At 72.4% G+C, this 13202-nt stretch carries 9 protein-coding genes; 4 read left to right on the top strand and 5 right to left on the bottom strand.

Annotated elements, in window-relative coordinates; genetic code table 11:
* Positions 1–7: 7 nt before the first annotated feature.
* From bchL to bchF, 5 genes are read right to left on the bottom strand one after another with little or no spacing between them, the layout of a single operon-like run.
* Positions 8–901, bottom strand: coding sequence for a ferredoxin:protochlorophyllide reductase (ATP-dependent) iron-sulfur ATP-binding protein (gene bchL, locus ACLBYG_RS24605; RefSeq protein ID WP_020095252.1), 894 nt, complete (start codon positions 899–901; stop codon positions 8–10).
* A complete protein-coding gene (locus tag ACLBYG_RS24600; protein WP_447683203.1) occupies positions 898–4602 on the bottom strand; it encodes a magnesium chelatase subunit H in 3705 nt (1234 codons plus the stop codon). The genes bchL and ACLBYG_RS24600 overlap by 4 nt, the downstream gene beginning before the upstream one ends.
* Complete coding sequence (gene bchB, locus ACLBYG_RS24595) at positions 4577–6169, bottom strand: ferredoxin:protochlorophyllide reductase (ATP-dependent) subunit B (RefSeq protein WP_447683202.1); 1593 nt, start codon at positions 6167–6169, stop codon at positions 4577–4579. Before bchB ends, ACLBYG_RS24600 begins: the two co-directional genes overlap by 26 nt.
* Before the next feature lie 4 nt (positions 6170–6173).
* A complete protein-coding gene (locus tag ACLBYG_RS24590; RefSeq protein WP_447683201.1) occupies positions 6174–7448 on the bottom strand; it encodes a ferredoxin:protochlorophyllide reductase (ATP-dependent) subunit N in 1275 nt (424 codons plus the stop codon).
* Positions 7445–7951: a 2-vinyl bacteriochlorophyllide hydratase gene (bchF, locus tag ACLBYG_RS24585; RefSeq protein ID WP_020095248.1), complete on the bottom strand. Its 507-nt coding sequence runs from the start codon at positions 7949–7951 to the stop codon at positions 7445–7447. Before bchF ends, ACLBYG_RS24590 begins: the two co-directional genes overlap by 4 nt.
* Before the next feature lie 317 nt (positions 7952–8268).
* Between bchF and ACLBYG_RS24580 the strand changes: the two genes are divergently transcribed.
* The 4 genes from ACLBYG_RS24580 to ACLBYG_RS24565 all read left to right on the top strand — a co-directional run bounded on the left by ACLBYG_RS24580 (position 8269) and on the right by ACLBYG_RS24565 (position 13202).
* On the top strand, positions 8269–9159 hold the full coding sequence (locus ACLBYG_RS24580) for a cobalamin B12-binding domain-containing protein (RefSeq protein WP_447683200.1): 891 nt from the start codon (positions 8269–8271) through the stop codon (positions 9157–9159).
* Positions 9160–9188: 29 nt separating this feature from the next.
* Complete coding sequence (gene ppsR, locus ACLBYG_RS24575; protein ID WP_447683199.1) at positions 9189–10634, top strand: transcriptional regulator PpsR; 1446 nt, start codon at positions 9189–9191, stop codon at positions 10632–10634.
* Between the two features lie 352 nt (positions 10635–10986).
* Entirely contained in the window at positions 10987–11871 is an 885-nt protein-coding gene (chlG, locus tag ACLBYG_RS24570; protein ID WP_447683198.1) for a chlorophyll synthase ChlG, read from the top strand.
* On the top strand, positions 11871–13202 hold the full coding sequence (locus tag ACLBYG_RS24565) for a BCD family MFS transporter (protein ID WP_091682497.1): 1332 nt from the start codon (positions 11871–11873) through the stop codon (positions 13200–13202). Before chlG ends, ACLBYG_RS24565 begins: the two co-directional genes overlap by 1 nt.

Raw genomic sequence — 13202 nt, 5'->3', positions numbered from 1 at the left:
TCCAGACTCAATCGAAACCGAGGAACTCGAACAGGTCGCGGTCCTTCATGGGGATCGCCTCGCAGGGCTCGCCCCCGGCCCAGAGCGTCTCGGCGAGCCGCATGTACTCGGCGGTCACGGCGTCGAGCTCGGGCGACGAATCCATCTCGAACAGGGTCGACTTCTTGAGCCGCGAGCGGCGGACCACGTCGAGGTCGGGGAAGTGGGCGAGGCGCTTCAGGCCGACCGCGTCGTTGAACCGGTCGATCTCGTCGGTCTTGGCCGAGCGGTTGGCGATGACGCCGCCGAGCCGCACGCCGTAGTTCTTCGACTTGGCGTGGATCGCCGCGACGATCCGGTTCATCGCGAAGATCGAGTCGAAGTCGTTGGCGGTGACGATCAGTGCCCGGTCGGCGTGCTGGAGCGGCGAGGCGAAGCCGCCGCAGACCACGTCGCCCAGCACGTCGAAGACGACGACGTCGGTGTCCTCCAGGAGGTGGTGCTCCTTGAGGAGCTTCACGGTCTGGCCGACCACGTAGCCGCCGCAGCCGGTGCCGGCGGGCGGGCCGCCGGCCTCGACGCACATCACGCCGTTGTAGCCCTCGACCACGAAATCCTCGACGCGCAGCTCCTCCGAGTGGAAGTTCACCGCCTCCAGAGCGTCGATCACCGTGGGAGCGAGGCGCTTGGTCAGCGTGAAGGTCGAGTCGTGCTTCGGGTCGCAGCCGATCTGCAGCACCCGCTTGCCGAGCTTCGAGAAGGCCACCGACAGGTTCGACGAGGTGGTCGACTTGCCGATCCCGCCCTTGCCGTAGACCGCGAAGACCTTGGCGGTCTCGATCTTCAGGTCGGGGTCGAGGGCGACCTGAAGGCTCCCCTCCTCCTTCCGGGCGACGACGGGATTGCGGATCGCGATGTTCATGCGGCCACTCCTGCGGTGACGCCTTCCAGGCGGTCCTCCAGCTCCTCCTCGGCCCGGTCGAGGGCGTCGCGCATCTCTGCGTCGGGGGTCCAGAAGCCGCGGCGGTGCGCCTCGATCAGCCTCTGGGCGACCTTGGCGGAGGCGGTGGGGTTCAAGGCGGCCATGCGCTCGCGCATGGCGGGGTCGAGGACGTAGGTCTCGGTGATCCGCTCGTAGATCCAGGGCTGGACCGCGTTGGCGGTGGCCGACCAGCCGACCGTGTTGGTGAGATGCGTCTCGATCTGGCGGACGCCCTCGTAGCCGTGGCCGAGCAGGCCCTCGTACCATTTCGGGTTGAGCATCCGGGTGCGCGTCTCCAGCGCCACCTGCTCCTCCAGGGAGCGGACGCGCCCCTCCCCGCGGGTCTGGTCGCTGATATAGATCGGCACCGACTCGCCCTTGGCACGGGCGACCGCCCGGCCCATGCCGCCGAGCCCGTCGAAGTAGTGGTCGACGGAGGTGACGCCGACCTCGACCGAGTCGAGGTTCTGGTAGGCCATGTCGACGGAGGCCAGCACCGCCTGCATCAGGGCGCGCTGCGGCGCCGGGCGGCCGGTGCGGCCGTACGCGAAGCTCTTGCGGCGCGAGAAGGTCTCGCAGAGTTCCGCATCGTCGTCCCAGTTCCCTGAATCGACGAGGTGGTTGACGTTGGCCCCGTAGGCGCCCTCGGCGTTGGAGAAGACCCGGAGCGCCGCCGTCTCCAGGTCGCAGCCCTGCTCGGCCTGGATGGCGAGGGCGTGCTTGCGGACGTAGTTCTGCTCCAGGGGCTCGTCGGCGGTGGCGGCGAGGTACGAGGCTTCTGCCAGGAGCTTCGTCTGCAGGGGCAGGAGATCGCGGAAGATGCCGGACAGGGTGACCACCGCGTCGATCCGCGGGCGGCCGAGGGTCTCCAGCGGGATCAGCTCGGCGCCGCTCAGGCGGCCGTAGCCGTCGAAGCGGGGCGCGGCGCCGATCAGCGCGAGCGCCTGGGCGATCGGGCCGCCCTCGCTCTTGAGGTTGTCGGTGCCCCACAGGACCAGCGCGACGCTCTCCGGGCAGGGCTTTCCGTCGGCGGCGAAGCGCTCGAGGATCCGGGCGACCTGCCGGGCGCCGTCCGCCACCGCGAAGGCCGAGGGCAGGCGGTAGGGGTCGAAGCCGTGGAGGTTGCGGCCGGTCGGCAGCACGGCCGGGTTGCGCAGGATGTCGCCGCCCGCCACCGGCGGCACGAAGCGGCCGTCGAGCGCCCGCAGCAGCGCCGGCACTTCATGGTCGCGGGACAGCAGCCGGTCGGTCTCGGCGAGGTTCTTGAGTATCTCGCGGTTGGTCTCGTCGGCGGAGAAGCCGGAGGCCTTCAGCACCGCCTCGATGCCCCGGCCGGCGACGAGCGCTTCGATGCCAGCCCGCTCCGGCTTCACGCCATGCGCCGACTCGGCGAGCGCCAGGAGCAGATCGACCCGCTCCTCTTCCGGCGTCCCCTGCCCGACCACGTGCAGCCCGTGCGGGATCAGGGTCTGCTCCAGCTCCTGCAGCGCGGTCCAGAGGCCGGAGACCCGCGCCTCCAGATCGCCGCTCCAGGCCGGATCGGCCGCCACGAGGTCGACCGCCGCGCCCTGATCCTGGATCAGGCGGGCCAGGGTCTCGCGCTCGCCCGCCGCCTCGGGGCCGAGGCCGCGCCAGCGCTCGATCGAGCTCTTCAGGTCGATCAGCCCACGGTAGAGCCCGGCAGCCGCGAGGCTCGGGGTGAGGTAGCTCACCAGCGTCGCGGCCGACCGGCGCTTGGCGAGCGTCCCTTCCGAGGGGTTGTTGGCCGCGTAGAGGTAGACGTTGGGCAGCGCCCCGATCAGCCGCTCCGGCCAGCAGGATTCGGACAGGCCGGTCTGCTTGCCGGGCATGAATTCGAGGGCGCCGTGGGTGCCGAAATGCAGCACGGCGTCGGCAGAAAAATCCTCGCGCAGGTAGCGGTAGAAGGCCGAGAACGCGTGGGTCGGCGCGAAGCCGCGCTCGAACAGCAGCCGCATCGGATCGCCCTCGTAGCCGAAGGCCGGCTGGACCCCGACGAAGACGTTGCCGAACTGCGCGCCGAGGACAAAGATCTCGGCGCCGTTGGTCTGGTGGCGGCCCGGCGCCGGGCCCCACTGGGCCTCGATCTCGGCGAGGTAGGGCTCGCGCCGCAGATGGTCCTCGGCCGGAATGCGGGCGTGGACGTTGGCCTGGGTGCCGTAGCGCTTGGCATTGCCGTCGAGGATTTTTTCGCGCAGGGCGTCGACGCTCTCCGGCACCTCCACCGTGTAGCCGTCCGCCGCCAAACCCTTCAGGGTGTTGAGCAGCGAGGCGTAGACCGAGAGGAACGCCGCCGTGCCGGTGGCGCCGGCATTGGGCGGGAAGTTGAACAGCACCACGGCGACCTTCCGCTCGGGCCTAGCGGCCCGGCGGAGCGACACCAGCCGCGCGACCCGCTCGGCCAGCCGGGCGGCGCGCTCGGGGTGAACCCGCATGTCCCGGGCGTTGTCGGCGCCGGAATTCGCGGAGCGGCCGCCGAACACCATCGGCGCCGTGGCGCCGTCGAGTTCGGGGATCGCGACCATCATGGTCGCCTCGACCGGCGACAGGCCGCGGTCGCCCGCCTCCCACTGCTCCAGGGTCTGGAATTCCAGCGCCTGGGCGGCGAGGTAGGGCACGTCGAGGCGGGCCAGCATCGACTCGGCGGCGGCGGCGTCGTTGTAGGCGGGGCCGCCGACCAGCGAGAAGCCGGTGAGCGAGACCAGCGCATCGATGCAGGTGCGACCGTCCTTCATGAAGAAGGAATCCACTGCTGGGCGGTTGTCGAGGCCGCTGGCGAAGGCCGGCACGACGTCGAGGCCCTGCGCCTCAAGGGCGGCGATCACCCCGTCGTAATGGGCGGTGTTGCCGGCGAGCACGTAGCTGCGCATCACCAAGAGGCCGACGCGGCCCTTCGCGCCCGCGAGGCGGGGCAGCCGCGACGGGTCGGCGCCGATCCGGCCGGGCAGGCGCGAGTGGTAGAGGCCGGTCTCGGGGTAGTCGAGGGGTGCGGGCGCCGCCGGGCCGTCACGCCAGGTGGCCCGCTCGCCGGCCGCGTAGCGGTGCACGAGGAAGCGCACCAGCGCGGCGACGTTCTCGTCCGAGCCCGCAAGCCAGTATTGCAGGGTCAGGAAATAGGCGCGCACGTCCTGGGCCGAGCCCGGGATGAAGCGCAGGATCTTCGGCAGCTTGCGCACCAGGGCCATCTGCCGTCCGGCATTGCCCTGCTGGCCCGGCTTGCCGCGCAGCTTCTTGAGGAAGTCGAGGGCGCTGCGCTTGGTGCCGCTCATGTCGAAGCGGCCGAGCTTCGTCGTCTTCACCACCTCGCCGGCCGAGAGGCAGCCGACCATCGCGTCGCAGGCGTCGCGCCGCGCCGCCAGCGCCGGCAGGATCGCCCGCACGTGCTCGTCCATGAACAGCATGGCCGAGAGCACGATGTCGGCCTGCGCGATGTCGGCCCGGCAGGCCTCCAGGGTCACGGGGTCGTTGTCCCATTCGGCCGCCGCGTGGAAGCCCAGAACCAGCCCGGGCATCTCGGTCCGGAGGCGCAGGCGCGCCCGTTCCACCGCGCTCGCCAAGTGATTGTCGAGCGTGACGATGACGACGCGGATCGGCGGCCTATCGGCCGAAATGCGCTTTGGCATCGTAGAGGGTCTCGACGGTGATGAGCGGCAGATGCCGCTCCCGGGCGAAGGTCTCGGTGTTGGTGCGCGCCTTGCCCCGCACGAAGAACGGGATCTTCTTGAGTTCCTTCTCGGCCTCGGGCGACCACGCTGCGGCCCGGTCCAGAAGAATCGGAACGGGCGCCGGCGTCGGAGGGGTGTCGGCCGGCGCCCGTTCCGCGGCCTCGAACGCCCCGTCCGCCGGAGTCCCGTAGGACTTGCCGCCGAGATGCGAGGGGCCGACGCCGTCGTGAAATTCGGGATCCTCCCGGAACATGCCGAGGAGGTGCTCTTCGAGGCCCATCATCAGCGGATGGACCAGGGTGTCGAACAGGACGTTGGCGCCCTCGAACCCCATCTGCGGGGCGTAGCGGGCCGGGAAGTCCTGGACGTGCACCGGCGCGGAGATCACCGCGCAGGGGATGCCGAGCCGCTTCGCGACGTGGCGCTCCATCTGGGTGCCGAGCACCAGTTCCGGCGCGGCCGCGCGGATCGCCGCCTCGACGTCGAGGTAATCGTCGGTGATCAGCGCCTCGATGCCGTGCTCGGCCGCCTCGGCGCGAACCTCGCGCGCGAATTCGCGGCCGTAGGTGCCCAGTCCCACGACGGTGAAGCCGAGTTCCTTGGCGGCGACCCGGGCGATACCGATGGCGTGGGTCGCGTCGCCGAACACGAAGACGCGCTTGGCCGTGAGATACGTCGAATCGACCGAGCGGGAGTACCAGGGCAGCCGCGAGCCGGGGCCGTCGAGCACGGGCGCCGGGTCGATCCCGGCGAGGGCTGCCATCTCCTCGATGAACCTTCGGGTGCCGCCGACGCCGATCGGGACAGTCTGCGTGAACGGCTGCCCGAAGCTCTTCTTCAGGTAGTCCGCGGCCGACCGGGCGGTCTCGGGATAGAGCACGACGTTGAAATCGGCCTCGCGCAGCCGGCCCAGATCGGCGGGCGAGGCGCCCAGCGGTGCCACGACGTTGACCGCGATGCCGAGGGTGTCGAGCAGCCGGCGGATCTCGATCAGGTCGTCCCGGTGGCGGAAGCCCAGCGCCGTCGGTCCCAGGATGTTGCAGAGCGGACGCTGCCCGGGCTCCCGCGCCGGATGCGGGGCGGGCGGACCGGCGAGCGCCCGGACAAGGCGGTAGAAGGTCTCCGACGCGCCCCAGTTCTCCTTCTTCTGGTAGGCGGGCAATTCCAGCGGGATCACCGGGATCGGCAGGTCGAGCGCCTTGGCGAGGCCGCCCGGATCGTCCTGAATCAGCTCGGCGGTGCAGGAGGCGCCGACGATCATCGCCTGGGGCTGAAACCGCGCGTGGGCGGCCGAGACCGCCTGCTTGAACAGCTCGGCGGTGTCGCGGCCGAGATCCTGGGCGCGGAAGGTCGTGTAGGTGACGGGCGGGCGGGCGTCCCGCCGCTCGATCATCGTGAACAGCAGGTCGGCGTAAGTGTCGCCCTGCGGCGCGTGCAGCACGTAGTGCAGCCCGGACATCGCCGTGGCGACGCGCATCGCGCCGATGTGAGGAGGTCCCTCGTAGGTCCAGAGCGTGAGCTGCATGGCTCTACACCTCCAGCAGGGCGCGGCGGCGGAGCGGGCGCACGAACAGCTCGGCGAGGTCGCCGGCCTGCTCGTAGCCCTGCACGGGCGTGAACAGCAGCTCGATCGACCACTTGGTCGACAGCCCCTCCGCCTCCAGCGGATTGGCGAGGCCGAGGCCGCAGACCGTGAGATCCGGCCGTTCCGCCCGGCAGCGGTCCATCTGGTCGTCGAGGCTCTGGCCCTCCGTCACCCGCGTGCCCGCGGGCAGCAGCTCGATCTCGGCGGCGAGATGCCCCCGGTGCAGGTACGGCGTCCCGACCTCCACGAGGTCCGCGCCGAGCTCCCGGGCGAGGAAGCGGGCGAGCGGAACCTCCAGCTGCGAATCGGGGAAGAAGAACACGCGCTTGCCGCCGAGCCTCTCGCGGTGGGGGGCGAGCGCGGTCTCGGCGCGGGCGCGGCCCGCTTCCGTGGCCTGTTCGAAGGCGGCCGCGGAGACGCCGAACGCCTCGGCGGCTGCCCGAAGCCAGCCGGTGGTGCCTTCGGCGCCCAGTGGGAACGGCGCGGGCAGCCGGCGGCCGCCGCGCTCGTCGAGGGCCCGGGCCGTGTCGGTCAGGAAGGGCTGGGCCAGCAGATAGCGGGTGTTGTGCCCAACAGCCGGCATCGCGTTCGCCCGGCGGGCGGGCAGGAACCGGACATCCGCGATCCCCATCGCGGCGAAGAGCCGGAGAAACTGATCCTCCACCACGTCGGCCAGCGCCCCGACCACGAGGAGCGAAGGGACCGCCGTCTCGGCCTCGCGGGGCAGGTCGGGCACGAGGGCGGCGAGGCAGGCATCCTCCCCTTGCGTGAAGGTCGTCTCGATGCCGGAACCCGAGTAGTTCAGCACCCGTACGGGGGCGAGCCGTCCCGACAGGCGCTGGGCCGCCCGGGACAGGTCGAGCTTGATCACTTCCGACGGGCATGAGCCCACGAGGAACAGGAGCTTGATGTCGGGCCGGCGCTCGATCAGCCGGGTCACCACCCGGTCGAGCTCCTCGTTGGCGTCGGCGAGGCCGGCGAGGTCGCGTTCGTCGATGATCGCCGTGGCGAAGCGCGGCTCGGCGAAGATCATCACGCCGGCGGCGGACTGGATCAGGTGCGCGCAGGTGCGCGAGCCGACCACGAGGAAGAACGCGTCCTGGATCTTCCGGTGCAGCCAGACGATGCCGGTGAGCCCGCAGAACACGGCCCGCTGGCCCTGCTCCTGGCGGAGCTCGATGCCGCCGCAGGGTGGCTGATGGACCAGGGGAGCGTTCACGGCAGCGCCTCCGCGAGACGCGGCGCACGACTTCCGGCACTCTCCATGCGCGCGGCCCGGAGCTTCAGGAGGAACTGGGCCGCGTTGATCACGTAGGTCGCGTAGGCCGCCAGCGCGAGGAGCAGCAGCGCCTGACCCCTGAGCGCGCCCGTGGCGAGGGCCGCGAGGTAGGCGGTGTGGAGAGCCAGCACCAGCATGCTGACCACGTCCTCCCAGAAGAAGGCAGGCGCGAAGAGCCACCGCCCGAACACGACCTTCTCCCAGATCGAGCCGGTGACCATGATCGCGTAGAGGGCCAGGGTTTTCACGACGACCGAGATCTCGGCCGCGCGCAGGCCGTCGTCGGTGGCCAGGGCGCGCAGCACCAGGACGAGGCTGACCAGGAAGATCGCGAACTGGAGGGGCGCCAGCACTCCCTGGACCACGGTCCAGAGCGACGAATCGCGCCGGCGCCGTTCGGCGGGCGTGTAGAGCGGTCGTGCCGGCCGGTCCTCGGGACCCATGCATCCGCTCCCTGGTCGTCGGCGGCGCCTCAGGCTCCGTCGTTGACAGAGGCTAGGGCGGGGGTCCGGGAAGTGTCAAGTGCGCTTGACGCTTTCACGACATGACAGTGGCAGGGATATTTTTTCTTCGAATAAGATCATTGCCAAGATCGTCAGGAAGCGTATCGTCGGCCGTGGCGGCAGAGATTGCTGCCGTTCGGCTTGTCAGACTCAGGAACTGACGGACACGAAGAATAGACGGGCGAGCAACGCCACACCGAGCGCGCGAGCGGATCCGCCGGCCCTTCCGGGACGGGGCCGTCTCAGGGAGGATGCCGATGGGAAACTGGAGGCATTTCGGTGGCCGTCTGGATCACGGTCCGTCCGCGGCCGGCTGCAGCCCCGTGAGCGACGGGCTCCCCGTGTTCCGCGAGGCGGCCCTCGGCTGGCCCGACCTGCACCGGCCCGTGCCCGACGCGCTCGCCAAGGTCGTCGAGGCGGAGATCCTGCCCCGCCTGATGCTCGCCCACCGGCCCGCCGGCCGCGCCGTCCCGGCGGACCGGGCGCCGAGCGCGCGGGAGATCGCCGACTTCAGCGCCCTGCTCCTGGCCTCCGGCCCGGTCGACCTCGACGCCCGCGTGGACGCCCTGCGCGACGGCGGCCTGCCGCTCCCGCGCCTGCTCCTCGACCTGCTCGCCCCGGCCGCCCGGCACCTCGGCGCCCTCTGGGAGGAGGATGCCTGCGACTTCCTGGCGGTGACCGAGGCCCTCGGGCGGCTCCACACCGTGAGCCGCCGCCTCTGCGCCGAGCTGGAGAGCGAATCGGTCCCGGCCAACGGGCGCAGCGTCCTGCTGCTGCCCTGCCCGGGCGAGACCCACGTCTTCGGCCTGTCGCTGGTCGCGAGCTTCTTCCGGGAGGCCGGCTGGGACGTGACCACCGCGGTGCCCGGGCCGGGGGTCGACCCCCTGGACCTGCTCCGCTCCGACTGGTTCGACGTGGTCGGCCTGTCGCTCTCCTGCGACGTGCTGCTGCCGGTCCTGGCGGCGACGGTGGCGGAGGTGCGCCGCGATTCGCGCAACCGGGACGTCCGGGTGCTGGTCGGCGGCCCCTTCTTCGCGCGCCACGGCGGCGAGGCGGGGATCGTCGGGGCGGATGCCTGCGCGTCGGACGCGTGCCTCGCGCCCGCCGCGGCGGAAGCTTTGCTGGACAGACAGGCCTTGGCCTGCTGAAAGGGCCTCCAACCGACTATCACATTGCGGTGACCGTGACCCCTCAGCCCCGCCCCTCCCCGCAGTCGCCGCCCGCGGCCCTGCAGCAGGTGGCCGGCCTCCTCCAGGGCGAGGCGGTCGGGCGCATCGTCGCGGCGTCCGCGGACCTCTCCCTGGTGATCGACGCGGACGGGGTGATTCGGGACGCCACGGTCGGCGCCGACCTCGCGGCCGAGACCGTGGCGGGCTGGCTGGGCCGGCGCTGGATCGACACCGTCACGGTGGAGAGCCGCCCGAAGGTCGACGCCCTGCTGCGGGACGCCGGGGCCGACGGCATCACCCGCTGGCGCCAGGTGAACCACCCCTCGCCCGACGGCGCCGACCTGCCGATCCGCTACGCGTCGATCCGGCCCTCGGAGGGCGGCCCGATCCTCGTGCTCGGGCGCGACATGCGGGCGGTGGCCGCCCTGCAGCGCCGGCTGGTGGAGACCCAGCAGGCCCTGGAGCGGGACTACGACCGGCTCCGCGCCGCCGAGACCCGCTACCGGCTCCTGTTCCAGATCTCCGGCGAGCCGGTGCTGGTGGTCGATGCCGGCACGCGCCGGGTGGCCGAGGCCAACCCGGCCGCGGCGCGCCTCCTCGGGCGCCCGGCCAAGCGCATCGCCGGGCAGGACGCCGTCGAGCTGTTCGACCCCGCCAGCACCCGGGCCCTGGAGGCGCAGTTCGCCGCCCTGCGGGCGACCGGGCAGGCGGGCGAGATCCGGGCGGCGCTGCAGCACGGGCGCGGGGAGGTCACGGTCTCGGCCTCGCTGTTCCGGGGCGAGGGCGGCGCGAGCGCGCTGCTGCAGCTGGTCGCCGACCCGGCGACGGCGGCGCCCGGGCCCGACCAGGAGGCGCCCACCGCCGCGGTGATCGAGGCGATGCCGGAGGGCTTCGTGGTCACCGATTCGGCGCGGCGGATCCTCATGGCCAACGCCGCCTTCCTGGAACTGGCGCAGCTCGCCACGGTGGGCCAGGCCCGCGGGCGCACCCTCGACCACTGGCTCGGCCGCGACGAGACCGAGGCGCAGGCGCTGTTCGCGACCCTCGTCGACCACGGCGCCGTGCGCCGCTTCGCCACCGTCGTCCGCGGCGCCTACGGCGGCATGGAGGACGTGGAGGTCGCCGCCGTGTCGGTGGCCGGCACCCGCCCCTGCCTGGGCTTCGCCATCCGGTCGGGCCCGCGGCGGATCGCCGAAGGGCGCCCCGGGGTCGGGCGGGAGGTGCCCCGCTCGGTGGAGCAGATGACCGAGCTGGTCGGCCGGGTCTCGATGAAGACCCTGGTGCGCGAGACGACCGACCTGATCGAGAAGCTCTGCATCGAGGCGGCGCTGCGGATCACCCGGGACAACCGGGCCTCGGCGGCCGAGATGCTCGGCCTGAGCCGGCAGGGCCTCTACGCCAAGATGCGGCGCTACGGCGTCGGCGACCTGGACGGCCCGGTCGAGGACATCTGAGGATCCGGGCGCGGCCTCCGGGCGCGGCGGGACCAATCCAATCCCATCCCATCCTTATCCCATCCCCCGAAGGTGCGCGCGGCGGGGCCCGCCGGACCCCCTCGGATCCCGGCACCGAAGGCCTCGAAGATCCCGGAATCGTCCTCGCGGACGGGGGTCGCCGGGAGCGCCCGAGGCGCCGCCGGAGCGCCGGAAAGCGCCCGCTCGGCCGGTCCCGCCGGCACGGTTTTTCGGTGTTTCGGATAATGTATTTCTGGTCCGCCGCTGTATTTATTCGACAAACGTCGCGCACATGCTGGCGTGCGGTGTAAATCTGGCTTGACACCCCGCCGGGCGCCGGTAGCCTCCCGTCATGACCGCTACGCCCGCCCCGAGCGCAGTCATCGAGCTGCTGAAGCCGCTCACGTGGTTCGCGCCGATGTGGGCCTTCGCCTGCGGGGTGATCTCCTCGGGCCAGCCGGCCAGCGGCCAGTGGCCGGTGATCGCCGCCGGCATCCTGCTGGCCGGCCCGCTGGTCTGCGCCACCAGCCAGGCCGCCAACGACTGGTTCGACCGCCACGTCGACGCGATCAACGAGCCGAACCGGCCGATCCCCTCCGGGCGGATCCCGGGCCGCTGGGGGCTCTACCTCGCGCTTGCCTGGACGGCGCTGTCGCTGGCGGTGGCCGCCGCGCTCGGGCCCTGGATCCTCGGGGCCGCGCTGTTCGGGCTGGTCCTGGCCTGGATCTACTCGGCGCCGCCGGTGCGGCTGAAGCGGAACGGCTGGTGGGGCAACGCCGCGGTGGCGCTCTGCTACGAGGGGCTGCCCTGGTTCACCGGCGCCGCCGTCATGGCCGCCGCCCTGCCCGACCGGCGGGTGCTCCTGGTGGCGCTGCTCTACGCGGCCGGGGCCCACGGCATCATGACCCTCAACGACTTCAAGTCCGTGGAGGGCGACCGCCGGATGGGGCTGCTGTCGCTGCCGGTGCAGATGGGCTCCGAGCGCGCCGCGCGCTTCGCCTGCCTGGTCATGGCCCTGCCGCAGGTGGCGGTGATCGCGCTCCTCGTCGACTGGGAGCGCTACTGGCACGCCGGCCTCGTCGCCGCGCTGCTCGCCGGGCAGTTCGCCCTGATGGCCCGGTTCCTCGAGAATCCCCGGGAGCGGGCGATCTGGTACAACGGCACCGGCACCACCCTCTACGTCCTCGGCATGCTGGTCTCGGCCTTCGCGCTGCGCCCGCTGGTGGGAGGGGCGTGATGGCACCGGACCCCGGCACGGGCCTCGGCTGGCCCCAGATCGTCCGCCTCGGCCTCGTCCAGACCGCGCTGGGCAGCGTCGTCGTGCTGATGACCGCCACCCTCAACCGGGTCATGGTGGTGGAATTGGCGCTGCCCGCCCTCGTGCCGGGCCTGCTGGTCGCCCTGCACTACGCCGTGCAGGTCCTGCGCCCGCGCTGGGGCTACGGCTCCGACCGCAGCGGCCGGCGCACCCCCTGGATCGTCGGCGGCATGGCGGCCCTCTGCCTCGGCGGGTTCGGCGCCGCCTGCGGCACCGCGCTGGCGGCCGAGAGCCTCGCCCTGGGGCTGGCGCTCGCCGCCCTCTCGTTCCTGTGCGTCGGCATGGGCGTCGGCGCGGCCGGGACCTCGCTCCTCGTCCTGCTCTCGGGCGGCGTAGCGCCGGCCCGGCGGGGCGCGGCCGCCACCGTCGTCTGGGTGATGATGATCGTCGGCTTCGCCGTCACGGCGCCGCTCGCCGGGCACTTCCTCGACCCGTTCTCCGGCCCGCGCCTCGTGGCGGTGTCGGGCACGGTCTCGCTCGTCGCCTTCTGCGTGGCGGCGCTCGCGGTCGCCGGCGTCGAGCGCCGCCTGCCGGTCCGGGCGCCCGAGCCCGCGGAGGCGCGCCGCCCGTTCTTCACCGTGCTGGCCCACGTGCTGGCCGACCCCGTGAGCCGGACCTTCACGATCTTCGTCTTCGTGTCGATGCTGGCCTACAGCGCCCAGGAGCTGATCCTGGAGCCCTATGCCGGCCTCGTCTTCGCGATGAGCCCCGGCGCCACCACCAAGCTCGCCGGCCTCCAGCACGGCGGCGTGCTCGCCGGCATGCTGCTGGTGGCGGCGGTGACGCTCCTCGCCCGCGGCACCGTCCTCGCCTCCCTGCGGCTCTGGATCGGGATCGGCTGCGCCGGCTCGGCCGCCGCCCTCTTCGCCCTGGCGAGCGGCGCGGCGGCGGGATCGGACTTCCCCCTGCGCGCGACGGTCTTCGCCCTCGGGGTGGCCAACGGCGCCTACGCGGTCGCCGCGATCGGCTCGATGATGGCGCTCGCCGGCCGCGGCGACGCGCGGGAGCGCGGCACCCGCATGGGCGTCTGGGGCGCCGCGCAGGGCGTCGCCTTCGGGGCCGGCGGCTTCCTCGGGGCCGTGGCGGTCGACGCCGTCCGGCTGGTCACCGCCGAACCCGTCCAGGCCTACGCGGCGGTCTTCGCCGCGGAAGGGCTGCTGTTCCTCGTCGCGGTCGTCCTGGCGGCGCGGCTCGAACCCGCTCCGGCACCCGACACGGTGCCGCTCGATCCTGCCTTCAGCGCGAGGTGA

It is taken from the genome of Methylobacterium sp. D53M, assembly GCF_053345625.1.
Note: the sequence above shows the minus strand (reverse complement) of the source record. Positions and strands in the feature narration are given on the sequence as shown.

Bases quoted from the DNA above. Each gene is read 5' to 3' on its own strand.
- bchL (WP_020095252.1), bottom strand. From the start codon at position 901: ATGAACATCGCGATCCGCAATCCCGTCGTCGCCCGGAAGGAGGAGGGG.
- ACLBYG_RS24600 (WP_447683203.1), bottom strand. From the start codon at position 4,602: ATGCCAAAGCGCATTTCGGCCGATAGGCCGCCGATCCGCGTCGTCATC.
- bchB (WP_447683202.1), bottom strand. From the start codon at position 6,169: ATGCAGCTCACGCTCTGGACCTACGAGGGACCTCCTCACATCGGCGCG.
- bchF (WP_020095248.1), bottom strand. From the start codon at position 7,951: ATGGGTCCCGAGGACCGGCCGGCACGACCGCTCTACACGCCCGCCGAA.
- ACLBYG_RS24580 (WP_447683200.1), top strand. From the start codon at position 8,269: ATGGGAAACTGGAGGCATTTCGGTGGCCGTCTGGATCACGGTCCGTCC.
- chlG (WP_447683198.1), top strand. From the start codon at position 10,987: ATGACCGCTACGCCCGCCCCGAGCGCAGTCATCGAGCTGCTGAAGCCG.
- ACLBYG_RS24565 (WP_091682497.1), top strand. From the start codon at position 11,871: ATGGCACCGGACCCCGGCACGGGCCTCGGCTGGCCCCAGATCGTCCGC.